The sequence below is a fragment of the Reyranella sp. genome, from assembly GCF_052439685.1.
Taxonomy (GTDB): Bacteria; Pseudomonadota; Alphaproteobacteria; order Reyranellales; family Reyranellaceae; genus Reyranella.
Genome location: NZ_JBQVQG010000002.1, coordinates 133,797 through 155,586, shown reverse-complemented (window position 1 = coordinate 155,586; position 21,790 = coordinate 133,797). Strand labels below are relative to the sequence as shown.

Below are 21,790 nucleotides of genomic sequence, written 5' to 3'. Positions count from 1 at the left end.
GATCGGCATGGGGAAGAGCCTGCATTTCAGCCACTATGCCGCGCTCATGGACATTGCAAACTTGTGGGCGTAGGGGACGTCCGCAGAGTTTGCGATCCAGCCCAAACCAGCTCCTTCGCCGGCTATCATGTACCCGCCCGAGCGCATCGTCTGCCTGACCGAAGAAACCACCGAGACGCTTTACCTGCTGGGCGAGCAGGACCGGATCGTCGGCATTTCCGGCTACACGGTGCGACCGCCGCAGGCACGCCGCGAGAAGCCGCGCGTCTCGGCCTTCATCTCGGCCGACATGCCGAAGATCCTCGCCCTACAGCCCGACCTGGTTCTCACCTTCTCCGACCTGCAGGCCGAGCTTGTGGCGTCGCTCGTCCGCGCCGGCGTCAGCGTCCACGCCTTCAATCAGCGCACGGTGGCGGAGATACTCGATATGATCCGCCTGCTGGGGGCGCTCGTCGGCACCCCGGATCGCGCGAAAACTCTGGCGGACGAACTCGCCGCCAACGTCGAGGCGACGCGGCGGCGAACCGGCCGCGCCGCCCCTCGCCCCAAGGTATATTTCGAGGAATGGGACGAGCCCATGATCTCCGGCATTGCCTGGGTCTCGGAACTGGTCCAGGCCGCGGGCGGCGACGACATCTTTCCGGAACTGGCTGTCTGCAAATCCGCTCGCGACCGCGTCGTCACCCCAGACGAGGTGATCCGCCGTGCCCCCGACATCGTCATCGGCTCGTGGTGCGGTAAGAAATTCAAGAGCGAGAAATTCATCGCGCGCCCGGGCTTCGAGTCGCTGCCGGCGGTGCGAAACGGCCGTCTTCACGAGATCAAATCGCCGCTGATCCTGCAGCCCGGCCCCGCCGCCCTCACCGACGGACTCGCCGCGCTGGAGGCGATCATCAGCGGCAGGCCACCGTGACGGAAAACTCCCGGCCGGCGGCGCCGGCACGACCAGCGGCACGCAGCACGCCCTCTTCGACCTTGCCCGACATGACTGCCGTAAAGCGCTGGTTGATGTGGGTCTGCTGGCCTTGACCGTCGTAGGTCAGAGCGACGCTCCCATTTGCGTCGACACGGCCCGTGACGACATTGCGTTTGGTCGTATCCGATGACGATGCCCACCCGTCGGCGACAACGCCGTTCCTGATCGTCATCGTCGAGTTCCAGCAGTTGGCAGGGAACCCCTGATAGGCGGCCCTGCACCATTGCGAACGGAAACTGCCCTCGCACTGCATCCGTGAGGTCCCTTGCGGGACTGACGGGGTCGCTTGGACGCCCGGAGGCGACCCGGATCCGGAAGGCGGCAGGGGAGCCTGCGCAAGCCTCTTCTGTTCCTCATCGTAGCGGACCAGGGCCGGGGCGGCATCGCTCAGGAGGGCCGCCTGCTGATCCTGCGTCAGGTAGCCGGTCGCAGCCCTGCCCTTCTTCGTCTGCCATGCCGCGATCATCTCGCGCGAGCGCGCCCCGAGCACGCCGTCCACGCTGCCGGTTGGGAAACCCAGTGCCGTCAACGCCACTTGAACGCGCTGCCGGTCCGGCGCAGCAAGGCCCAACGCGACTTCGGTTTCCTCTGCGGCCTTCCGATTCGTCTCCACCGCGACCAGTCGCCGGGCGGCCTCATCCGTCGCCGCCTTCTCTCGCGCATCACTCTCGATGCGGGCTCGAAGTGCGGCGTCCTCCTCCATCTTCTGCCGCGCTTCGGCCGCGGCCCGCAATCGTGCAGTCTCCTCCTGCGCCTCCCGCTGTTCCTTGCGCGCCAGCTCGAGCTGCTGCTGGACGTCGTCCCCGGCTTTCGGGGGAGACGCGACCGCGGCCACAGGGGCCAGAGCCACGGGCTTTGTCGCCGGGCCCCAGGCAAACCAGCTCCCTGCCGCCGCCAGTAGAAGTGCGGCGCCGGCGGCAACCGCCATGCCGGTATGGATCGGCCGTCCGCCTCGTGGTGGATCCGGTCCTGCCGCCGGCAGCATCGGCGTCGCGGCCGAAGGCAAAGCCTCGGTCGGACGGGCACTCGGCATGATCACGGTCGCAGCAGAAGGTTTTGCGCCGGAAAGGATCTGCCGCCAGGCTGCGATCGACTGCGGACGATCGGCCGAACGGATCGCCAGGGCGGCGTCCACGCCGGACAGGAGCGCGGCCCGGAAAGGGCGAGCAGACGTCGCAAGCGCGACATAGGCGTCATCGAGCATGCGGTCGACGGCATTGGGCGGCGGCGCTCCTGCAATCGCGTGATAGAGCGTGGCAGCAAGACTGTAGATATCCGTCCAGGGCCCCTGGGGAGCGGATGTGAACTGCTCGACCGGTGCGTACCCCGGTGTGAACACGGCTGTCATCGCCTGCGACCTCCCTGCGACCGCGGCCCGAGATGCACCGAAGTCGATGAGGGTCGGCCGACCGCGAGCATCGATGAGAATGTTCGCCGGCTTGATATCCCGATGCAGGAAGCCCGCCGCGTGGACCTGCTCGAGCCCGTCCAGGAGCGGATGCAGCATCAGCTCGATCGCTGCCGCGTCGAGTGTTCCGTTTCGCTCGATACGCTCCTGCAGCGTCTCGCCCTGGACCAGTTCCATGACGAGATAGGCGGTTCCGTTCGCCTGAAGGTAATCGTGCACTTTCACGATCCCGGGTGCGTGATGGAGAGCCGCGAGGGTGCGGCCTTCGGCAATGAAGCGTTCAAGTCCCCAGGCGAGGTCTTTGGCGGCACTCAGCGAGCGCGGCACCACGGTGACCCTGTCCTGCCGGATAGCGAGAGCCGCGGGGAGGTATTCCTTGATGGCGACCTGACGGTCGAGTTCGGCGTCGACCACCCGATAGGTGATTCCGAATCCGCCCTGCCCGAGCACTTCGACGATCCGATAGCGACCGACGAACTCACCGGGCTGGAGCGTCATCAGGTCCGCATGCTCGCCCCCGCTCGTCATCGGATGTGATCTCCCCCGGCGCTGTCGAAAAACCTTGCATGGCGGTAACACTGGAACAACGAACATCGAGGGAAAGTCACTGAATCGCAGCGGCGATCTCCCCAAAATGTTTCCGTAAATAGCTTTTTGTCGTCGATGTCTCGATGGATCAGCCGACACCGCCTGGGCGCTTCACTGGATCTGCTCGCCGCCAAGTGTGCGATCACGGATCGGTCGGCAGCATGGGCCTCATCTCGCGAGGGGTGGCTGCCGCGATGTGCCAGTGCATTCCTTGCCCGACGCGCCACGGAGAGAGCTGCTAGTAACTCAGATCCAATCCGGCCTGTCTGATACAGCAGTTCGTGTCATGGCCCGGTCGATCAAATTCTACTCTCTCTCAAGTGGTCGATACGGTCCGCACCGCGCAAAGCCCGTTGTTCCTTTAAGCAGGAATTCTCGACTCAACTCAGGAGCCGCCCATCACTGGACGCCCTGCTTGGATGGCACAGTCTGGTTCCCCGACAGAAGTCTTCGTTCTTCTTGAAGGGCGATAGCTTCAATAGGGTTCGCACGTTGAAGCCCAGAAGGCTGATAGATGCGGTTTGCGGGCGCTGATGCGCTCCCGCCAATGAACGACCAATCGAAGATCGATCCGAAGTCCAAAGCGTTGTGAGCGATGGCTTCACAATAGACGCCGCCAAGCACAAGGCTGGAAGCAGACAACCCTCCCAGTGGGGAACAATCTTCTGCGGCGTGTTGTGAGACCTCAATGAAATCTTGATTTCATTGGGCTCTGAGTAATGGCGGAGAGGATGGGATTCGAACCCACGATACGGGTTATCCCCGTATAACGGTTTAGCAAACCGCCGCCTTCGGCCACTCGGCCACCTCTCCGCAGCCCCGTGAAGACCCCGCGACTATTCACCGGAGGGCATTCGAGTGACGCCGTCGGCCCAGGCCCGATCTTCACGCCATTCCACCAGCGCCGTCTCGAAGCAGCTGGACACGCAGACGATGCTTACTTGATCGCCAGCAGCTCGACGTCGAACATCAGCGTAGCGTTGGGCGGAATGACGCCGCCAGCGCCGCGCGCTCCATAACCAAGGTGCGGCGGAATGATCAGCGTTCGCTTGCCGCCGACCTTCATGGTTGCGACACCCTCGTCCCAGCCGCCGATGACTCGCTGCATGCCGATGGGAAATTCGAAAGGCGAGCCGCGATCGACGGAAGAATCGAACTTCTTGCCTTTCACGTCGCCTTCGTAGAGCCATCCCGTGTAGTGCATGACACAGGTCTGGCCGGTCTTGGGACTCGCGCCCGTACCAACGGTGGTGTCGATGATTTTCAGGCCGCTTTCGGTCGTCATGGCTTTTCCTCGGGTTTGCGCGCCAGCCGGATAGGCAGCGGCGAGAGCTGTGGTCGCGATAATGACGCGGCGGGTCACTTGCAAGTGGCTTGTCCTCCTCAAACGCCCAGAGGGGCGTCCTGACCGACAACTTGTTTATACAGCGCACGCACCTCGTCCGAGACGCGGTGCGTGTCTTCCTTCAGGTTGCGCGGCGTGATCGCGATGAAGGCGATTTCCCAGTTGTCCGGCTTGGGCACACCGACTTTCGGCAGGAAGGCGTGCGGCGCGCCGGGCGCGTTGTGGAAATGGCCGCCGTCAATCACCGGCGTCACCACAGGCTTGCCATTCTCGTCGATGGAAAAACCGTCCGCCTCGCCCACGACATACATCGGGAACTGATCGGTACGGCTGGCAATGTGTGTATGCAGCTCGACTTTCCGCAGAAACACCGCGGCGACACCACGTCCGTGCCGGTTCTGGCCCAGACGCCACGGGCCGGGTCCGGTCAAATCCGGCACGGCGGAGAAATGATACTCCGTGCGAGCCAGGATGGCGCGCAAGGCGTCTTTGGGATTGAATTCGGGACCGGCTGCGGCGCGGGCCTTGCTGAAATCCGCATATACGGCCTTCATCCATTCAATCTCGTCATCTGCCAGCTCGTGATCGAGAATCGGTAGAGTCGCGCCCCTGAGCATAGAAGACTCCGCTGCCTTGTCATTCCGTCTCTCTTTTTATCCGGGATTTCCCGGATAGTCAGCGCAGTCATCCGTTCATTGCGACGAAGTCCATGCCACGACGCGATTGGTGGGGTGCAAAACCGGCGCTTTGAAAAGCAAGCTAGGATGGGAGCCCCGCTGCGACCGCCCGGAGACGCCAGACGCTTCAGCGTCCTCGCCAAAGCCGGGAAACCATTCGATCGGTCAGGTAATGGCGGAGGGGATGGGATTCGAACCCACGATAGGGATTATCTCCCTATAACGGTTTAGCAAACCGCCGCCTTCGGCCACTCGGCCACCCCTCCGCAGACCCGTTAAGACCCCGGCGACCATAACCACGACGGATGCTGGGCGGTTCTAGCGTTCGGGCTCGGGAGTGTCAAACGAGGTCGGGATTTCTCAAGGATTTACAGGCTCTTGGCGTGGTGGCCTGAAGCGTGCGACGCTGCGACCATGACTTCCAGCTCCATCGACATGCTCCAGCGCCTGGTGGCGTTCGACACCACCTCGCGCAACTCCAATCTCGACCTGATCAAGTACATCCAGGGTTATCTGGACGAGCACGGCATCCGGAGCACGCTGGTCCCCAACGAAGAAGGCACCAAAGCCAACCTGTTCGCCTCGGTCGGTCCCGAGGCCGAGGGAGGCATCGTCCTGTCGGGCCACACCGACGTGGTGCCGGTCGACGGACAGGCCTGGGAGACCGATCCGTGGACGCTGACGGAGAAAGCCGACGGCAACCTCTACGGGCGCGGTACCTGCGACATGAAGGGCTTCATCGCCGCCTGCCTCGCCCATGTGCCGGCGCTCAAGAAGGCAAAGCTCAAGGTGCCGATGCATTTCGCCTTCAGCTACGACGAGGAAATCGGCTGCCTCGGCGCGCATTCGCTGGTCGAGAAACTGGTGGGCAACGTGCCGCGGCCACAGGCCGTGATCGTGGGCGAGCCCACCATGATGGGCGTCGTCAACGCGCAGAATGCCGGCGGCGGCATCATCGCCACCTTCACCGGCGTCGAGGCCCACTCTTCCATGACGCATCTCGGCGTCAGCGCGATCCACTTCGCCGGCGACTTCATCCACTGGCTGAACGAGTTGCAGGTCGAGCTGGCCGGGCGCAAGCGGACCGACATCGACACGGTGCCGGGCCACACGACGATCAACGTCGGCATCGTGACCGGCGGCACGGCCGGCAACATCCTCGCGCGCGAGTGCACCTTGAATTGGGGCTACCGCACCCTGCCCGGCGACGATCCGTGGGAAGTGCAGCGCCGCGCCGAGGCCTATGTCGCGGAGTTGCTGCTGCCGAAGATGAAGGCCAAGCATCCCGACGCCGACATCAAGCTGAAGCGCCGCTCCTTCGTGCCCGGCCTGATGCCGCAGGAGAACGAGGAAGCCGCCAAGCTCGCCCTGCAGTGGACCGGCGGCAATCGCACCTATGCCGTGCCCTATGGCACCGAGGCCGGCATCTTCCGCAGTCACGGCATCCCGACCGTGATCTGCGGACCGGGCGACATCTCGCAGGCCCACCAGCCCAACGAATTCGTCGCGAAGTCGCAGATGGATGCCTGCGACGCCTTCATCGGCAAGATGATCGGCTGGGCCGAGCGCCCGTAGGCGCCCGTCTCAGCCCCTCGCCTCACCCCTCGGTGCGGCGCGTCGTCTCGAACAGGAACCAGACGCGCTTCTCGGTCTCGTCGATCCAGTTCTCGATCAGGCTCGCCGTGGCGATGTCGCCATGCTCGTCGCAGAGCTCGTGGAGCGTGCGCATGTGGACGCAGAGCTGCTTGTTGTCGTCGCGCAGCTCCGCGAGCATGTCGAGCGGCGTCACATAGTCGGCATCGTTGTCGAGCACGCGCTGCAGGCGGGAAATATGGCCGATCGACCGCAGTGTCGTGCCGCCGAGCTTGCGTACGCGCTCGGCGATCACGTCGGTCATGGCATCGATCTCGGTCGCCTGCTCGTCGAGCAGCAGGTGGTAGTCGCGAAAGTTCGGGCCCGACATGTGCCAGTGGAAGTTCTTGGTCTTCCAGTAGAGCGCGGCCACGTCGGCCAGCAGGATGTTCAAGCCGCCGCTCAGATCCTTGGTGGCGTTCTCGCCGAGATCGGTCGGCGTCGCCAGCGCGGCTTTCTTGCGTTCCTTGACGTCGTTGCTCATGGGTTGACACTCCTCAAAGGGAATCCATCGGAAATGTAGCGCGCTCCGGCGAATGCGTCAGCCGGCGCAGACCGGCTGCTCGACCCGGAACACCTCGTGCTGACCGAACCGCTTCGTGTAGGTCTCGACGATCGAGGCGACCCTCGCCCGGTGCGCCGGCGCATCGAAGACGACGACGACCACGAGCTTCGTACGCTCCGATCCGATGACGCCTGCCGGATCGCGATGCTGTCCGCGCGCGTCGATTACCGTGAGGCCGGACGGAAACTGCGGCGTCACGGTGTCGGCGAGAAACGATGCCCATTCCGCGTCGCTCACCTCCCCACCCACCGGCTTGTCGCGGCCGAAATAGAGGTTCACTTCGACAGCCGCTTTCAGCGGAGCGGCGCAAACCGGAGCCGCTCCGGGCTGTGCACAGGCGAAGAGCGCCGGGCAGAGCAAGGCCGCCCCGAGCGCGCCACGCCAGGATCCGCTCAACATCCTAGTTGAGGTACGGAACGGCCATGCCCTTGGTGACGGCAGGCCGGGCGTTCACGATGTCGTACCAGCGCTTCACGTTGGGGAACTCGTCGAGGTTCACGGTATGCCACTCGTGACGCGCCGCCCACGGGAAGATCGACATGTCGGCGATCGTGTACTCTTCACCAGCCACGAAGGCGTTGCCGGCGAGCTGCTTGTCGAGGACGCCATAGAGCCGCTTGGCCTCGTCGACATAGCGCTTGATGCCGTATTCGATCTTCGACGGCGCCGCGCGCAGGAAGTGGTGAGCCTGGCCGAGCATCGGGCCGAAGCCGCCCATCTGCCACATCAGCCACTGGATCGAATCGTAGCGCCTGGCCCCGTCGGCGGGCAGGAACTTCTTCGTCTTGTCGGCGAGGTAGATCAGGATCGCGCCAGACTCGAACAGGCTGTACGGCTTGCCGCCCGGACCGTCGGGATCGACGATGGCGGGGATGCGGTTGTTCGGACTGATGCGCAGGAACTCGGGCTTGTGCTGCTCGCCCTTGGAGATGTCGATCTTGTGCACGCTATAGGGCAGTTCGCACTCTTCGAGCATGATTGAGACCTTGCGGCCGTTCGGCGTGCCCCACGTGTGAAGCTCGATCATCTCCTCGGTCCCCCGTTTGTTGAATTCACATCAGTCCGCCGGTCTTCAGGCCCAGCTATCGTCGTCGCCGCCGCCGAAGCCGCCATCGTCCACCACTGCGGTATCGTAGTCCCCCGCCCCCGCCTGATCGTCGGCGAAGGCCTGCTGCTCTGGCGCCGCATCGGGCGGGAGCAGTTCCGGCGGCGTGGTGCCGCCCATGGCGGCCTGTTGCTGCCCGAACGGGTTGCTACCCATCAGACCGCGGATGCCTTCGAACAGCAGCGCGCCGCCGGCCACGCCCGCCGCAGTCATCATGGCCGTGCGCAGGAAGCTCCCGCCCGCTGCGGGCTGTTGCTGCGGTGAGACGGCGGCCTGCAAGGGCGAGCGCGAGGACGGAACCATCGAGCCCCCCGGCGCCGGAGCCGGAGCCGCCTGTGTTTGAGGCACCGATGAGCGCGGCGCGCCCCATGGGCCGATCTTCGGTGCGCTGGTCAGGAAACCGGCCTCCGGCTGCGGCGCGGCAGCGACCTTCGCCTCCAGTTCGGCGATGCGGTCCTGCGCGGCCTTGAGCGCCTGCTCCTGCACCAGCACGGTCTGCACAAGCAGATAGGCGGAAGCGGGCTGCTTCGCCGCCAGGCCCCAAATGAACTGTTCGACCTCACCATCGCGCGGTTGCGATTCGAACGGCTTCAACCGATCGAACAGACCCGAGATCAGATCGCGTTCCTGCTGCTGCATGACTTGCCTCCCGCCCTCTCACGTTGGGCTCCGCCAACGTGGTTGTCCGGTGGCGGAGCGTCAAGGCGGCTAATTCACCATCGCCTGGTAGACGAGGTCCCGCATCAGGAAGCGGTAGCGCAGACGAGCCTGGGGCGATTGCATCATGAAAACGACATACAGGCGCTCCCGTGGATCGTGCCAGAAGTAGGTGCCGTAGGCGCCGCCCCAGTAATAGTCGTTAGGCGAGCCCGGCAGCGGATTGACACCCTGCACGTTGCGCACCGCGAAGCCGAGGCCGAACCCCTGCCCCATCCGCGCGCTCGGCTCGAGCGCCTCGAAGCGGAACATATCGGCGCCCATCTTGATGTCCGGCGGCAGCGCGTCGGCAGTCATCAGGTCGATCGTCTTGCGTGAGACCAGGCGCACGCCGTCGAGCTGGCCGCCATTCGCGAACATCTGCAGAAAGCGGGCATAGTCGGCCGCCGTCGAGACCATGCCGCCGCCGCCCGAGCGCCAGGTGAACTTCTCGGTGACGTCGGGAATCGCCGGCAGTTCGTTCTTCGGCCCCTCCTTCATCGGCCGGGCTCCGCGTGCCTTCTTGTCAGCACTCGCCTCGAAGCCGGTATCGCCCATCTTGAGCGGCTTGGTGATGCGCTCCTCGATGAACTTGTCGAGCGGCATACCGGAAGCGACCTCGACGACCCTGCCCAGAACGTCGGTCGACATAGAGTATTCCCAGGTCGTGCCCGGCTGATAGAGCAGCGCGAGCTTGCCCAGCTTGTCGGCCATCTCGGCGTTGGTCTGGCTGCGGTCGGCGACCTTCATGTCGAGATAGGACTGCTTCACCGGATTGGCACCCACCGCGCCATAGGTCAGGCCCGACGTGTGCCGCATAAGGTCATGCACCGTCATCGGCCGGAACTGCGGCTCCAGCACCATCTCCGTGGTGCCGTCGTCCTTCTTCTTCGGGACCGCGACCTTGGTGTCGGCGAAGGCCGGAATGTAGGTCGACACGCGATCGGCGAGCGTGAGCTTGCCCTCCTCCATCAGCATCATCGCCGCCAGAGTGACGATCGGCTTGGTCATGGAAGCGATGCGGAAGATCGTGTCGTTGGTCATCGCGACTTTGGCCTCCTTGTCGCGGAAGCCATAGGATTCGAACATCACGATCTTGCCGTTGCGGGCGATCAGCACGACGGCGCCGGGCAGTTCGTTATTTTTCACTCCCTCGTTCAGCCGGTCGCTGAGACGCTTCAGGCGCGTCGAGAGAAACCCCACCTCTTCCGGGGATTGCACCTTGGGAATACCCTGGGCCGCAGCCGGCCAGGCCAGGGCCATGCCAAGCGCCGCCGCGGCGGCCATCCGAATCATCGACATTTTGCAGTCTCCTCCCGATATTTGAAGCATCAAAGCAATTGACCGAGGGCGAGCGCAAGCTTAACCAGAGCCTATCGACGGTCCTCCTTAACCGGAGGCTAACAGGGAATGCCGTGCCGCTCCCTTTGGAGCCAATCGGCAGCTGTACCCGCAGCTGTAAGCGGCGAGCGAGAGCCCATATGTCACTGGACTTCGGTCTGGGAAGACGGGCAGGAGCTGCGACCCGCGAGCCAGAAGACCTGCCGGCGATAGCGTCGCTCTTCCGATGGACGGGATGATCCAACGGGACGGTCAACCGAGCGGTGACGCGCTTAGTGCGAACCGTTTGGGAGATCGTCCGATGACGTCGATCCGTGGAATCCTGCCTGCGCTTCTTTCAAATGCCACCCCGGCCGATGGGCCCGCCGGGCGCATGCAACGCTATGCATCCACCCTGCACTCGAGCCCGGATCGCTGGGTCACGGTCCCGACCCCGACCCATAACGTCTCGCTGCCCTTCCGCCGCGGTGGCTTCGCCAGCCTGACCGAGGCGCTCGACTATGCCGCCCGTGGCGAGACCGGCTTCAACTTCTTCGATGCCCGCGGCAAGCTCCTGAGCCGCCTGCCCTACCGGCATCTCCGTGCCGAGGCACTGTCGTTCGCCCGCCGCCTGATCGGCGCCGGAATCGAGCCGGGCGACCGGCTCATCCTCATTGCCGACACCTGGCCGGGCTTCTGTGTCGCCTTCTTCGGCTGCCAGTATGCCGGCATCGTCCCTGTTCCCGTGCCAGTGCCGGTCGGGCTCGGCGCCAAGGCGCACTACATCTTCCAGCTCAGGAAGCAGATCACCGCGGCGCAGGCCGTGGGCGTGCTGGCCCCGGACGAGCTGGTAGAGTTCGCCCGCAGCGCCGCCGAAGGCACGACCGCGCGCTTCGCCGGTGGCATGGAAATCTTCACCGCCCTTCCCGAGGCCAAGGTCGAACTGCAGCCGCTCGGCGCCGGCATGGCCTGCTACGTGCAGTTCTCCTCCGGCAGCACCCGTGCGCCCCTCGGCGTCGACATCCGCCAGGACCAGCTCATGGCGAACATCGACGGCTCGATCTCCGCCCAGGGACTCGACGAGAACGATTCCGGCGTGAGCTGGCTGCCGCTCTATCACGACATGGGCCTGATCGGGTTCATCCTGGCGCCGATGTGCGCGCAGCGCAGCGTCGACCTGCTGGCGCCCCGTGACTTCGCCCGGCGGCCGATGCAGTGGCTTTCCCTGATCTCGCGGCGCCGCGCCACGATCACCTACAGTCCGAGCTTCGGCTACGACCTCCTGACGCGGCGCGCGCTGACTGCACCGGTAGGCGAACTCGACCTGTCGAGCGTGCGTCTCGCCGGCGTCGGTGCCGACATGATCCAACTTCCCGTCCTGCGGCGCTTCACCGAGGCCTTCAAGGCGGCGGGCTTCGACGAGCGTGCCTTCATGCCGAGCTACGGCATGGCCGAGGTCTGTGTCGGCCTGAGCTTCGGCGCGTCGTTCGGCGGCGTCAAAATCGACAGCTTTACCGATCCGCAGTCGGGCCGATCGCGTGATTTCGTCGTCTGCGGCAAGGTGATGGCCGGACACAGCGTCGAAATCCGCGACGAGCACGGCAGGCCTCTCGGCGAACGCCATGTCGGCCGCCTGTTTGTCCACGGCCCCAGCGTCATGCCGGGCTACTTCCAGAAGAGCGAGGAAACCGCGCGCGTGCTTCGCGACGGCTGGCTCGACACCGGCGATCTCGGCTACTGGCACAAGGGCGAGCTGGTGATCACCGGCCGCGCCAAGGACCTGATCATCGTGAACGGCCGCAACATCTGGCCGCAGGACATCGAGTGGGCGGTCGAGTCGTTGCCGCAGGTCGGCCGCGGCGACGCCTGCGCCTTCTCGATCGAAGACGGCGATAGCGAGACCGTCGTGGTCATCGTTCAGGCCTATCCGAGCGAACCCGCGGAACGCGAGGCGCTGGTGGGCGACATAAAGCAGGCTGTCAAGGAAGCCGCCGGAGTCGACGGCCGTGTCGTCCTGATCAAGCGCCAACCCGGCCTGCCCCGCACCTCCTCCGGCAAGCTGAGCCGCACGCATGCCAAGTCGAAGTTCGCCGCCGGCGACTACCCTGCTTAGCGCACGCTCCTTCGGCCGCTGATCAGGTCACGGCGATGGGTCCGCCATTCGACCCCGTCGCGCCCCTGATGGGGGCGGGCGAGAAGATGTAGGCGAACTGGTACTTGCCGTCCGCGATCAGCCCGGCGAAATCCAGGTTCTCGTGGTTGAAGATGCCGTTCTTGGTGATCAGTTCGGCATGGACCGGGAACGCCAGATCCTTGTTCGGATTGGGCACGACCTCGGTGCCCCAGGTGTCGGCACCGGTGAGCGCGATACCCTTGTCGATGAACCACTTGGCGGCCTCGAGCCCGATGCCGGGTTCACCGCCGTTGAACTTGTCGTTGTTCCTCATCCAGAGCTTGCCCCAGCCGGTATTGAAGAACACGGCATCGCCTTCCTTGATGTCGGCTTCCTGCATGTTCTGCTTCTGCAGCGCAGCCTTCAGGTCGGCGATGGTGATTTCCTGGCCGGCTTCAATCATGCCGCCTTTGACCGCCTCGACGTCGAACAGGTGTCCGCGCGTGAAGAACGGCTTCACGTTCTCGATGCCGAGCTTCTTCATGCCCGTGGCGCTGTTCATTTCCTGGTCGGTGATGCCGTTGTAGTAACGCATCTCGTTCTTGTCGCCGTCCTTGCCCATCTGGATGCCGATGTGCGCCAGCCCGTCGAACTGCGTTCCGGTCTGGCCGATCTCCGTCGATAGATACTCGTCGTTGTAGACGAGCTTGTTGATACCGAAGGGTCCACCGGTCGGGCTGCCGGGAATGCGCAAGGTAAAGGCGCGCTCGCCGAACTTCGGCATGGCCGATTCGTAGATGCGGCCGATGCGGTAGACCTTGCCGTCCTTGATCCACTTCACCGCGTCGAGGACCTTCGCCGGCGTCATGTAGTTGGAGGCGCCAGCCTGGTCGTCCTTGCCCCACTTCGGATGCGGCCACCAGACCTTATCCGATAGCGCCGGTGCCTGGGCGACCTGCTGCGCATGCGCGACCCCGGCCGCCAGCGTACCCGCGGCGACCGCACCGCCGAGCAGGCCGGCCGTCAGGAACGAACGGCGGTCCTCGTCGATCGCCTGCGGCTGCTTGAGGTGTTCCTTGTCCTGAAGATATCTCGAGTCCATGGACGCTCCTCCTTTTCCTTGTTGATCTGGAAAGCGTCATACCCTCAGGTTGCATCGTCAAGCGGAAGCGGCATCGTTACTTTGTTACATATGCAGATGTGAAGGCGTCACCGATGAGCCTGTTCGATCCCGACAAGTCGGCGGAGCGTCTGCCGGTGACGCTGATCACCGGCTTCCTCGGCAGCGGCAAGACCACCCTTCTCAACCGCGTGCTCGGCGACCCGCGCATGGCCCGCAGCCTGGTGCTGGTGAACGAATTCGGCGAGGTCGGGCTCGACCATCTCTTCATCGAGCAGGTCGGCGGCGACATGGTGCTGCTGCAATCGGGCTGCGTATGCTGCACCATCCAGGGCGATCTGGACAAAACCCTGCGCGATATCGCCCGCCGCCGCGCAAAGGACGAGATCCCGCCCTTCGACCGGGTGCTCCTGGAAACGACGGGCCTTGCCGACCCTGCGCCGATCCTGCAGCTCCTGCTCAATCATCCGATGATCAGCCACGACTACCGGCTCGATGGCGTCGTGACGACCGTCGACGCGGTGAACGGCGCGCGACAACTCGACGAACATCCGGAGGCCGTGAAGCAGGCGGCCGTCGCCGACCGCCTGCTGATCAGCAAGACCGACCTCGCCGAGATCGCTGCCAGCGCCGGCCTGCGCTCACGCCTGACCGGGCTCAATCCCGGCGCTTCTCTCTTCGAGATCGTGCAGGGCGACGTCGATCCAGCTCTTCTGTTCGACTCAGGCCCGTTCGATCCTTCGGGCAAGAGCGTCAAGGTGCAGGCATGGCTGAACGCCGAGGCTCACGATCATGCGAATCATACCCATCACCACGACCGGTCACGGCACGATGCGCACATCGCCTCGTTCTGCCTCACCTTCGACGAGCCGCTGGACTGGGATCTTTTCAATCGCTGGCTGATGGCCGTGCGCGCGGCGTGGGGCGACCGGCTGCTCCGTGTGAAGGGCGTTCTCGCCGTGGTGGGCGAGGAGCGGCCGCTGGTGATCCACGGCGTTCACCGCACTTTCCATCCGCCCACTCTGCTCGCCCGCTGGCCCGACGAAGACCGCCGGTCCCGGCTGGTATTCATCACGCGCGACCTTGAGCGCAAGAGCGTCGAAGAAAGCTGGGAAGAGATGACGGCGATGGCGTGAGGGCCGATCACGTCCGAAAATCGCCAGACGCAGGGCCGGCGGCTGGTCTATGCCGTCGTCGACGGCCGTGCCAGCCACTACAACGCCGCGCTGGAAGTCTTTCCCGCGGGACCAGAAGGCAACCGGCTGGTCTGGACGATCGACCTGCTGCCAGACGAGCTCGCGCCAATCGTCGGCGCGATGATGGACCAGGCGGCCGGCGCCGTGCAGAAGACGCTGTCCGCCTGATCCAAGGGTCGCTCAGGCCGCGTCCTGCTTCGGCAGCACGTCCTCGTACTTCTTGAAACCGGGCAGCTTCTCGACCCGACCCATCCACGCCTTCACGTTGGCATAGGGTGCGAGATCGATAGCGCCTTCCTCCGCATAGGCCACGTCGCCATAGACCGCGACATCGGCGATCGTGGGCTCGCTGCCGACCAGGAACTCCGACTTGGCGAGCGCGGCGTCGAGCACCTTCAGTGCGTCACCCGCCTGGTTGACGTACATCTGGTGGACGTTGTCGTCGGCCTTCATGAAGCCACGCTTGATCGCGCGCGGGCGATAGATGTTGGAGGCCAGCCGGTCGAACTCCCAGAACAGCCACTCGCGCACCCGTGCCTTCTCCTCGGCCGTCTTGCCGCCCATCTTGCCGAACTTGTCGGCGAGATAGAGCAGGATCGAGCCCGACTGGCAGAGCTTCAGATCGCCGTCGACCAGCGCCGGCACCTGGCCGAAACGGTTGATGGCGAGATAGTCCGGCTGCTTGTGCGCGCCGGCCCGCAGGTCGACATGCTTGTAGGCGAACGGCTGCCCCATCAGCGAGAGCGCGAGCCCTGCCTTGTAGGTCGGGCCGCTCAGCCAGATACCGTAAAGCGTCATCTTCGACATGGATCGATCCCTCCAGAGATACAGGCCTCCCAGCATCGCACTTGAGCGAGGTGGGGGTAACCCTATATGAGCGAGCATGAAAATTTCAGCGCGCGATATCGATCACCTTTCCTTGACCGTCTCGGACCCTGCGGATACCGCAGCCCGGCTGGGCCAGATCGGGTTCAATCTGACACCGGACGGGGTCGAGCCGCGCTGCATCTGCTTCCAGCCCGACAGCGACGACGTGCCGAATTACGTCGAGCTTCTCCAGGGGCACCCAGCACTGATTTCACTGGCGCTGAACGTCGCCGAACTCGAGGGCGAAGAGCGCACGCATGCCTGGGAAACCGAGGACGGTTTCGAGGTCGATGCCGGTGTCGTGGTCGGCGAGAGCGGCGGCCCCCTTCCCTGGTTCCCCGTGAAGCATGAGACGCCGGATGCCTTCATGGAGCCGGAATGGATCGTTCATCCCAACGGCGCGCTGGGCATGATGGCCATCCACGCCATCGCCGAAAAGCCCACCGACACCGCCAAGGCGCTGAAGGCCGCTTGGGGCGCCACCGTCGAGGAGATTTTCGACGGTTGCACCATGGTGAAGGCAGGTTCCGTCGAACTGCTGATCTGGTCGCCGCTCGCGTTCCAGCTTGAATACAAGGCGCTCGAAATGATGCCGCCGACCGAACTCCCCGTCGTCGTCGGTGCGGCCATCGCCATCGAACGCGCGCGCCCGCTGCAGGGTCTGCTCAGCGCCAACAACGTGCCCTTCGCCCTCGCCGAGGGAGATCGGGTTCTCGTGGCACCGGAACAGACCGGGGGCCTCATGATCGAGTTCATCCCGCAGAACTGACGCGCGGGCGCTCAGAACACCGGGACGGGCGCCTGCGGCACGTCCTTCCAGAATTCGGGATCGTGCCCGAAGAACAGGCGTGCGCCGCCTCTCTCCAGAGCTTCGAGCCGGTCGAGCGAGGCCAGCATCTGCTCGCGGTCGTAGACGAAGCGCGGCAGGCGCCGTTCGCGCAAGGTCCGGCAGAAGTAGCAGGCGTCGCCCGTGATCACGATCTCGCCCGCCTCGGTTCGCACCTTGAGCGATTGATGCCCGGGCGTGTGTCCGTAGGTCGGGATACAGACCACGGAGCCATCGCCGAACAGGTCGTGCTCGCCGTCGACCTGCCTCACCGGATGCCCATGGTCGAAGTCGGCGCGGAAGAAGCCGACTTTGGCCGCCAGTTCGGGATCCTGCGCGGCCTGCCATTCGCGCTTCTGCACCACGACCGTGGCATTGGGCACCAGCTCGTTGCCGCCGGCATGGTCGAAATGCAGGTGGCTGTTGACGATGAAGTCGACCCGGCCGGGATCGCGGTCGATCGATTCGAGGCGTGACTTCACGTCGTCCTCGGGCCCGTATTGCTCGAAGCCGAATATCCGCGCCACGCTGGCGCCCATGCGGCCGGCCGCGTCCGTCCGGCATTGCGGATGCATACCGGTGTCGAACACTGCCCGACCCTTCGGATGCTCGATCAGGTAGGATGGAATGGGCAGCGCGACCTGCCCGTCTTCGCCTTCGATCATGTCCTTCAGGCGGCCCACGAGGCGGCCGCAGGTCATGGCGTAGATCTTCGCGCTCATCTTTTCTCCGATCTGACTGAGACGTTGGCGGATCTTCGACGGGGAACCGGACGACCGCGCCATCGTTCCCTTCTGATCCGCCAGTGTCCAGCCAGGGACGAGCCGTCTTGAAAGTCATAACCGTCGAACCCGGTGTAGCGGGCTCAGTACAATTGGAGGAACGGCCGGAACCAGACGTTCGTGCCGATCAACTGCTGGTTCAGGCGATCGCGCTGGGGATCTGCGGCACCGACCGCGAAATCATCTCCGGTAGCTACGGCTGGGCGCCTGAGAGCAACGAACGCCTCGTCCTGGGACATGAATCGCTGGGCCGGGTCCTGCAGGCGCCGGCGGGGTCGGGCTTCGCGGTCGGAGACCATGTCGTCGGCATCGTCAGACGCCCCGATCCCCTCCCCTGTCGGGCGTGTGGCGCCGGCGAGTGGGACATGTGTCTCAACGGCCGCTATGTCGAGCGTGGAATCAAGTCGCTGGACGGCTACGGCGCCGAGCGGTTTCTGCTCGAGCCAGACTACGCCGTGAAGGTCGCTCCGCGCCTCGGTACGCTCGGTGTACTCCTCGAACCGGCCAGCGTTCTCGCCAAAGCGTGGGATCACATCTATCGCATCGGCGAACGGACCCGCAGCTGGCAGCCGAAGAGCGCGCTGATCACCGGAGCCGGACCCGTGGGATTGCTGGCGGCCCTCATGGCCGCGCAACGTGGGCTCGACCTGCACGTGCTCGATCGCGCCGAGGACGGGCCAAAGGTAGACTTAACGCGGGCCCTCGGAGGCACTTATCATACGCGGGAGCTGCCCAAGGATCTCGCCGTCGACATCGTGATCGAATGTACCGGAGCACCGCAACTCGTGATCGACGTGATGTGCGGCGCCGGCGGCCGCAACGGCATCGTCTGCCTGACCGGCGTCTCGAGCGGGGGGCGGACCTTGCCCTTCGACTCCGGTAACTTCAACCGAAGCATGGTGTTGCAGAACGACGTCGTTTTCGGCTCGGTCAACGCCAATCGGCGCCACTATGAGATTGGCGCGAGTGCTCTGGCGGCCGCGGATCCCGCCTGGCTGGCGGGACTGCTGACGCGCCGGATTCCGCTGACGGATTGGCGCGAGGCCTTCGAGCGCCGCAACGGTGACATCAAGGTCATGGTAGAGTTCGAGCCAGCCGGCTCATGAGCGCACCGATCGAGAGCTACGGGCTGATCGGCGATTGCCAGACCGCCGCCCTGGTCGGCCTCGATGGTTCGATCGACTGGCTCTGCTGGCCCCGCTTCGATTCGGATGCTTGCTTCGCCGCACTTCTCGGCAAACCCTCCAACGGGCGGTGGCTGATCGCGGCCTCGTGCGGAAACGTCGAGGTGACGCGCCGCTATCGAACCAACACGCTCATTCTCGAGACCACCTTCCGGACGGACGACGGAGCGGTCACGCTGATCGACTTCATGTTGCCGCGCGGGAACACCTCCGACCTCGTTCGCCTTGTGCGTGGAGACGAGGGCGAAGTGCCGATGTGCATGGAACTCACCCTCCGCTTCGGATACGGCGCCACGGTTCCGTGGGTGAGTCGCCTCGAGGATGGAGCCCTCAGGGCGGTGGCCGGCCCCGACATGGTGATCCTGCGCACGCCCGTCGTGACATGGGGCGAGAACTTCAAGACTTCCGCCATGTTCATGGTCAAGGCGGGACAGACCGTGCCGTTTACGCTGAGCTACGCACCCTCTCACCTGCCTGTGCCACCGCCAATCGACTGCCATGGGGCGTTGACCGACTGCGAGGATTTCTGGCGCGAATGGACCGATGCCACGAGGACTGACGGGTTGCACTCCGAAGCCATCGAGCGCTCCCTCATCACCTTGAAGGCGCTGACCTATGCGCCCAGCGGCGGCATCGTGGCGGCCCCCACGACCTCGCTGCCAGAGCAGGTCGGCGGTGGGCGAAACTGGGATTACCGTTTCTGCTGGATTCGCGATTCGACCCTGACTTTGCTCGCCCTGATGAATGCCGGTGTCTACGACGAGGCAACGGCGTGGCGCGACTGGCTCCAGCGCGCCGTCGCCGGCAATCCGGCCGACATGCAGATCATGTATGGGCTGATGGGTGAGCGTCGGTTGACTGAATGGGAAGTCGACTGGCTCCCGGGCTATCTCGAGTCGAAGCCGGTGCGCATCGGGAACGCCGCGCACGGTCAGTTCCAGCTCGACGTCTATGGCGAGCTGATGGACACGTTCGAACAGGCGCGCGAGGGGGCACTCGCCCCGACCGAAAGTGGCTGGGCGCTGCAGCTCCAGCTGGTGAACCACGTCGAACGGTCGTGGCGGAATCCCGATTACGGCATCTGGGAGACGCGAGGGCCTCCCCTCCATTTCACCTACTCAAAGGTCATGGCCTGGGTGGTATTCGACCGCGCGATCCGGGCGGTCGAACGCCATGGATTGACGGGCCCGCACGAACGGTGGCGCAACACGCGCGACGCGATCCGCGCCGAAATATGGGAGCGAGGGTTCGACCCGGCGCGCAACACGTTCCGTGCCGCCTATGGCGAGACGACCCTCGATGCGAGCCTGCTGCTCCTGGCCCAGGTGGGCTTCGTCGAGGCGAGCGATGCGCGCTATGTCGGTACCGTCGAGGCCATCGAACGCGAACTCCTCGTCGATGGCTTCGTCATGCGTTACGATACCGCCTCCACCGACGACGGGCTGGACGCTGGCGAAGGTGCGTTCCTAGCCTGCAGTTTCTGGCTTGCCGACGCTTATATTTCCATTGGCCGCGACGAGGATGCCCGCTTCCTGTTCGACCGGCTCCTCGCCACCCGCAACGACCTGGGCCTCCTGGCGGAGGAGTACGACAGCAAGAATCGCCGACTCGTCGGCAACTTTCCGCAAGCCTTCAGCCATGTCGGATTGATCAACACGGCCTTCAACCTGACGAGAGCCACCCGTCCCGCCGAACAGCGGGCGAAGGCCCGAGGCTCGGACGTCCAGACGCCGGCCAAACCGCAGACGCCGCGGCGCCCCGGGAGCGGCCCGGAAATGGCCGAACCGGGCGCACCGGGGACCGATGCCGACGTCAGGCGTCGAGCGCCTTCTTGAGCAGCTCGTTCACGACCTTCGGATTGGCCTTGCCGCCGGTCGACTTCATGACCTGGCCGACGAACCAGCCGAACAGGGTCGGCTTGGCCTTGTAGGCCGCGAGCTGGCCGGGGTTGGCGTCGATCACCGCCTTGATGGCGGCCTCGATCGCGCCGGTGTCCGTCACCTGCTTCAGCCCGCGTTCTTCGACCAGGACGGCCGGGTCCTTGCCCGTCTCCTCCATGGCGACGAACAGATCCTTGGCGATGCGGCCGGAGATGGTGCCGTCCGCCTGCAGGTCGAGCAGCTTGCCGAGGTTGGCGGCGCTGATCGGCGAGGTCTCGAAGGTGGCGCCTCGACGGTTCAGCATGGCGAAGAAATCGCCGGTCACCAGATTGGCGGCCTGCTTGGCATCGCGGCCCCTGGCGACGGCTTCGAAGAACTCGGCCGTGGCCTTCTCGGCCGTCAAAACGCCCGCGTCATAGGGGGAGAGACCGTAATCCTTGATGTAGCGGTTCTTCCGCGCGTCGGGCAGCTCCGGCAGAGTCGCGCGGATCTGGTCGACATAGTCCTGCGTGAAGATCAGCGGCAGGAGGTCTGGATCGGGGAAGTAGCGATAGTCCTGCGCGTCTTCCTTCGAACGCGACGAACGCGTCTCGCCGCGCCCCGGATCGAAGTTCCGGGTTTCCTGCTTGATCGTACCGCCACCTTCGATCACCTCGACCTGGCGGCGCGCCTCGTACTCGATCGCCTGCTTCACGAAGCGGATCGAGTTCACGTTCTTGATCTCGCAGCGCGTGCCCAACTCGCCGCCCGGCCGACGCACCGACACGTTGACGTCGCAGCGCATGGAGCCCTCATCCATGTTGCCGTCGCAGGTGCCCAGATAGCGAACGATCGAGCGCAGCTTGGTGAGATATGCCGCCGCCTCGTCGGCCGACCGCATGTCGGGCCGGCTGACGATCTCCATCAGCGCCACGCCCGACCGGTTCAGGTCGACATAGGTCTGGCTGGGATGCTGATCGTGCATGCTCTTGCCCGCGTCCTGCTCAAGATGCAGCCGCTCGATACCGATCTTCTTGGTGACGCCGCCGTCGAGATCGATCTCGACCACGCCCTCGCCCACGATCGGATCCTTGTACTGCGAGATCTGGTAGCCCTGCGGCAGGTCCTGGTAGAAGTAATTCTTGCGGTCGAAGATGGAGCGCAGGTTGATCTTGGCATTGAGGCCGAGACCGGTCCGGATCGCCTGCTCCACACAGCGCTCGTTGATCACGGGCAGCATGCCGGGCATGGCGGCGTCAACCAGCGACACCTGCGTGTTGGGATCGGCTCCGAACGTGGTCGGCGCGCCGGAGAAGAGTTTGGCGTCGGAAATCACCTGGGCATGGACTTCCAGCCCCAGAACGATCTCCCACTCGCCGGTTTCACCTTTGATGAGCGACATGGGGGCTAAATAGCCAATGACGCGTCGCTTGGCAAAAAAATCGGAAGTCCAGCCAGGCCGCCGGCGCGCCCATTGGCCCGCCGCATTTCCGGCACAACATCGTCCTTTCCGTCTTTGAAGCAGCTGAAG

Annotated in this window: 19 protein-coding genes, 2 tRNA genes and 1 riboswitch; of the genes, 7 read left to right on the top strand and 14 right to left on the bottom strand. The window is 64.7% G+C overall.

The annotated features are described in order from the left end of the window. The first annotated feature begins 127 nt into the window (after positions 1 to 127). Complete coding sequence (locus ACT6UX_RS03850; protein ID WP_444773820.1) at positions 128 to 913, top strand: cobalamin-binding protein; 786 nt, start codon at positions 128 to 130, stop codon at positions 911 to 913. Here the strand turns inward: ACT6UX_RS03850 and ACT6UX_RS03845 are convergent. From ACT6UX_RS03845 to ACT6UX_RS03825, 5 genes are all read right to left on the bottom strand, one after another. Further along, the gene (locus tag ACT6UX_RS03845) at positions 894 to 2,912 is read right to left on the bottom strand and encodes a protein kinase domain-containing protein (RefSeq protein ID WP_444773819.1); all 2,019 of its coding nucleotides are present in this window, start codon (positions 2,910 to 2,912) and stop codon (positions 894 to 896) included. The two genes, ACT6UX_RS03850 and ACT6UX_RS03845, sit on opposite strands and share 20 nt — an antisense overlap. Before the next feature lie 780 nt (positions 2,913 to 3,692). Continuing rightward, positions 3,693 to 3,785 (bottom strand) — tRNA-Ser (locus ACT6UX_RS03840). A 124-nt stretch (positions 3,786 to 3,909) separates the two neighbouring features. Further along, positions 3,910 to 4,341 (bottom strand): FKBP-type peptidyl-prolyl cis-trans isomerase, encoded by a 432-nt coding sequence (locus ACT6UX_RS03835; RefSeq protein ID WP_444773818.1) that lies wholly within the window; start codon positions 4,339 to 4,341, stop codon positions 3,910 to 3,912. Between the two features lie 14 nt (positions 4,342 to 4,355). Then, positions 4,356 to 4,934 (bottom strand): hypothetical protein, encoded by a 579-nt coding sequence (locus ACT6UX_RS03830; RefSeq protein WP_444773817.1) that lies wholly within the window; start codon positions 4,932 to 4,934, stop codon positions 4,356 to 4,358. Between the two features lie 233 nt (positions 4,935 to 5,167). Next, positions 5,168 to 5,260: transfer RNA gene (locus tag ACT6UX_RS03825), tRNA-Ser, on the bottom strand. Positions 5,261 to 5,408: 148 nt separating this feature from the next. Here ACT6UX_RS03825 and argE point away from each other — a divergent pair. Beyond that, a complete protein-coding gene (argE, locus tag ACT6UX_RS03820; RefSeq protein WP_444773816.1) occupies positions 5,409 to 6,569 on the top strand; it encodes an acetylornithine deacetylase in 1,161 nt (386 codons plus the stop codon). A gap of 22 nt (positions 6,570 to 6,591) precedes the next feature. Here argE and ACT6UX_RS03815 read toward each other — a convergent pair whose 3' ends face one another. The 5 genes from ACT6UX_RS03815 to ACT6UX_RS03795 all read right to left on the bottom strand — a co-directional run bounded on the left by ACT6UX_RS03815 (position 6,592) and on the right by ACT6UX_RS03795 (position 10,294). Next, entirely contained in the window at positions 6,592 to 7,110 is a 519-nt protein-coding gene (locus tag ACT6UX_RS03815; protein WP_444773815.1) for a Dps family protein, read from the bottom strand. Positions 7,111 to 7,167: 57 nt separating this feature from the next. After that, positions 7,168 to 7,470, bottom strand: coding sequence for a DUF3574 domain-containing protein (locus ACT6UX_RS03810; RefSeq protein WP_444773814.1), 303 nt, complete (start codon positions 7,468 to 7,470; stop codon positions 7,168 to 7,170). Between the two features lie 121 nt (positions 7,471 to 7,591). Beyond that, positions 7,592 to 8,218, bottom strand: a complete 627-nt coding sequence (locus tag ACT6UX_RS03805; protein WP_444773813.1) for a glutathione S-transferase family protein — start codon at positions 8,216 to 8,218, stop codon at positions 7,592 to 7,594. 45 nt (positions 8,219 to 8,263) lie between these two features. Beyond that, positions 8,264 to 8,935: a DUF2076 domain-containing protein gene (locus ACT6UX_RS03800; protein ID WP_444773812.1), complete on the bottom strand. Its 672-nt coding sequence runs from the start codon at positions 8,933 to 8,935 to the stop codon at positions 8,264 to 8,266. A gap of 69 nt (positions 8,936 to 9,004) precedes the next feature. Continuing rightward, positions 9,005 to 10,294: a serine hydrolase domain-containing protein gene (locus tag ACT6UX_RS03795; protein WP_444773811.1), complete on the bottom strand. Its 1,290-nt coding sequence runs from the start codon at positions 10,292 to 10,294 to the stop codon at positions 9,005 to 9,007. A 61-nt stretch (positions 10,295 to 10,355) separates the two neighbouring features. After that, positions 10,356 to 10,555: riboswitch (cobalamin riboswitch) on the top strand. A gap of 79 nt (positions 10,556 to 10,634) precedes the next feature. Here ACT6UX_RS03795 and ACT6UX_RS03790 point away from each other — a divergent pair. Beyond that, positions 10,635 to 12,425, top strand: coding sequence for a fatty acyl-AMP ligase (locus tag ACT6UX_RS03790; RefSeq protein WP_444773810.1), 1,791 nt, complete (start codon positions 10,635 to 10,637; stop codon positions 12,423 to 12,425). A 22-nt stretch (positions 12,426 to 12,447) separates the two neighbouring features. Here ACT6UX_RS03790 and ACT6UX_RS03785 read toward each other — a convergent pair whose 3' ends face one another. Continuing rightward, on the bottom strand, positions 12,448 to 13,527 hold the full coding sequence (locus ACT6UX_RS03785) for a cyclase family protein (protein WP_444773809.1): 1,080 nt from the start codon (positions 13,525 to 13,527) through the stop codon (positions 12,448 to 12,450). A gap of 113 nt (positions 13,528 to 13,640) precedes the next feature. Here ACT6UX_RS03785 and ACT6UX_RS03780 point away from each other — a divergent pair, with 113 nt between their 5' ends. Beyond that, complete coding sequence (locus ACT6UX_RS03780; RefSeq protein WP_444773808.1) at positions 13,641 to 14,681, top strand: CobW family GTP-binding protein; 1,041 nt, start codon at positions 13,641 to 13,643, stop codon at positions 14,679 to 14,681. A gap of 240 nt (positions 14,682 to 14,921) precedes the next feature. Here ACT6UX_RS03780 and ACT6UX_RS03775 read toward each other — a convergent pair whose 3' ends face one another. Continuing rightward, a complete protein-coding gene (locus ACT6UX_RS03775) occupies positions 14,922 to 15,548 on the bottom strand; it encodes a glutathione S-transferase family protein (RefSeq protein ID WP_444773807.1) in 627 nt (208 codons plus the stop codon). 76 nt (positions 15,549 to 15,624) lie between these two features. On the opposite strand from ACT6UX_RS03775, the gene ACT6UX_RS03770 reads away from it, so the two are divergent. Then, the gene (locus tag ACT6UX_RS03770; RefSeq protein ID WP_444773806.1) at positions 15,625 to 16,377 is read left to right on the top strand and encodes a hypothetical protein; all 753 of its coding nucleotides are present in this window, start codon (positions 15,625 to 15,627) and stop codon (positions 16,375 to 16,377) included. Positions 16,378 to 16,388: 11 nt separating this feature from the next. Here the strand turns inward: ACT6UX_RS03770 and ACT6UX_RS03765 are convergent, their stop codons facing one another. Next, positions 16,389 to 17,156: an N-acyl homoserine lactonase family protein gene (locus tag ACT6UX_RS03765; protein WP_444773805.1), complete on the bottom strand. Its 768-nt coding sequence runs from the start codon at positions 17,154 to 17,156 to the stop codon at positions 16,389 to 16,391. A gap of 83 nt (positions 17,157 to 17,239) precedes the next feature. On the opposite strand from ACT6UX_RS03765, the gene ACT6UX_RS03760 reads away from it, so the two are divergent. After that, a complete protein-coding gene (locus ACT6UX_RS03760; RefSeq protein WP_444773804.1) occupies positions 17,240 to 18,322 on the top strand; it encodes a glucose 1-dehydrogenase in 1,083 nt (360 codons plus the stop codon). Then, complete coding sequence (locus ACT6UX_RS03755; RefSeq protein WP_444773803.1) at positions 18,319 to 20,235, top strand: glycoside hydrolase family 15 protein; 1,917 nt, start codon at positions 18,319 to 18,321, stop codon at positions 20,233 to 20,235. Before ACT6UX_RS03760 ends, ACT6UX_RS03755 begins: the two co-directional genes overlap by 4 nt. Here the strand turns inward: ACT6UX_RS03755 and gatB are convergent. Then, a complete protein-coding gene (gene gatB / locus ACT6UX_RS03750) occupies positions 20,213 to 21,661 on the bottom strand; it encodes an Asp-tRNA(Asn)/Glu-tRNA(Gln) amidotransferase subunit GatB (protein ID WP_444773802.1) in 1,449 nt (482 codons plus the stop codon). The genes ACT6UX_RS03755 and gatB overlap by 23 nt on opposite strands. Between the last annotated feature and the right edge of the window lie 129 nt (positions 21,662 to 21,790).

Coding starts and splice junctions, on each gene's coding strand:
- ACT6UX_RS03850 (WP_444773820.1), top strand. CDS start 128: ATGTACCCGCCCGAGCGCATCGTCTGCCTGACCGAAGAAACCACCGAG.
- ACT6UX_RS03845 (WP_444773819.1), bottom strand. CDS start 2,912: ATGACGAGCGGGGGCGAGCATGCGGACCTGATGACGCTCCAGCCCGGT.
- ACT6UX_RS03830 (WP_444773817.1), bottom strand. CDS start 4,934: ATGCTCAGGGGCGCGACTCTACCGATTCTCGATCACGAGCTGGCAGAT.
- argE (WP_444773816.1), top strand. CDS start 5,409: ATGACTTCCAGCTCCATCGACATGCTCCAGCGCCTGGTGGCGTTCGAC.
- ACT6UX_RS03815 (WP_444773815.1), bottom strand. CDS start 7,110: ATGAGCAACGACGTCAAGGAACGCAAGAAAGCCGCGCTGGCGACGCCG.
- ACT6UX_RS03805 (WP_444773813.1), bottom strand. CDS start 8,218: ATGATCGAGCTTCACACGTGGGGCACGCCGAACGGCCGCAAGGTCTCA.
- ACT6UX_RS03800 (WP_444773812.1), bottom strand. CDS start 8,935: ATGCAGCAGCAGGAACGCGATCTGATCTCGGGTCTGTTCGATCGGTTG.
- ACT6UX_RS03795 (WP_444773811.1), bottom strand. CDS start 10,294: ATGTCGATGATTCGGATGGCCGCCGCGGCGGCGCTTGGCATGGCCCTG.
- ACT6UX_RS03790 (WP_444773810.1), top strand. CDS start 10,635: ATGACGTCGATCCGTGGAATCCTGCCTGCGCTTCTTTCAAATGCCACC.
- ACT6UX_RS03785 (WP_444773809.1), bottom strand. CDS start 13,527: ATGGACTCGAGATATCTTCAGGACAAGGAACACCTCAAGCAGCCGCAG.
- ACT6UX_RS03780 (WP_444773808.1), top strand. CDS start 13,641: ATGAGCCTGTTCGATCCCGACAAGTCGGCGGAGCGTCTGCCGGTGACG.
- ACT6UX_RS03775 (WP_444773807.1), bottom strand. CDS start 15,548: ATGTCGAAGATGACGCTTTACGGTATCTGGCTGAGCGGCCCGACCTAC.
- ACT6UX_RS03770 (WP_444773806.1), top strand. CDS start 15,625: ATGAAAATTTCAGCGCGCGATATCGATCACCTTTCCTTGACCGTCTCG.
- ACT6UX_RS03765 (WP_444773805.1), bottom strand. CDS start 17,156: ATGAGCGCGAAGATCTACGCCATGACCTGCGGCCGCCTCGTGGGCCGC.
- ACT6UX_RS03755 (WP_444773803.1), top strand. CDS start 18,319: ATGAGCGCACCGATCGAGAGCTACGGGCTGATCGGCGATTGCCAGACC.
- gatB (WP_444773802.1), bottom strand. CDS start 21,661: ATGTCGCTCATCAAAGGTGAAACCGGCGAGTGGGAGATCGTTCTGGGG.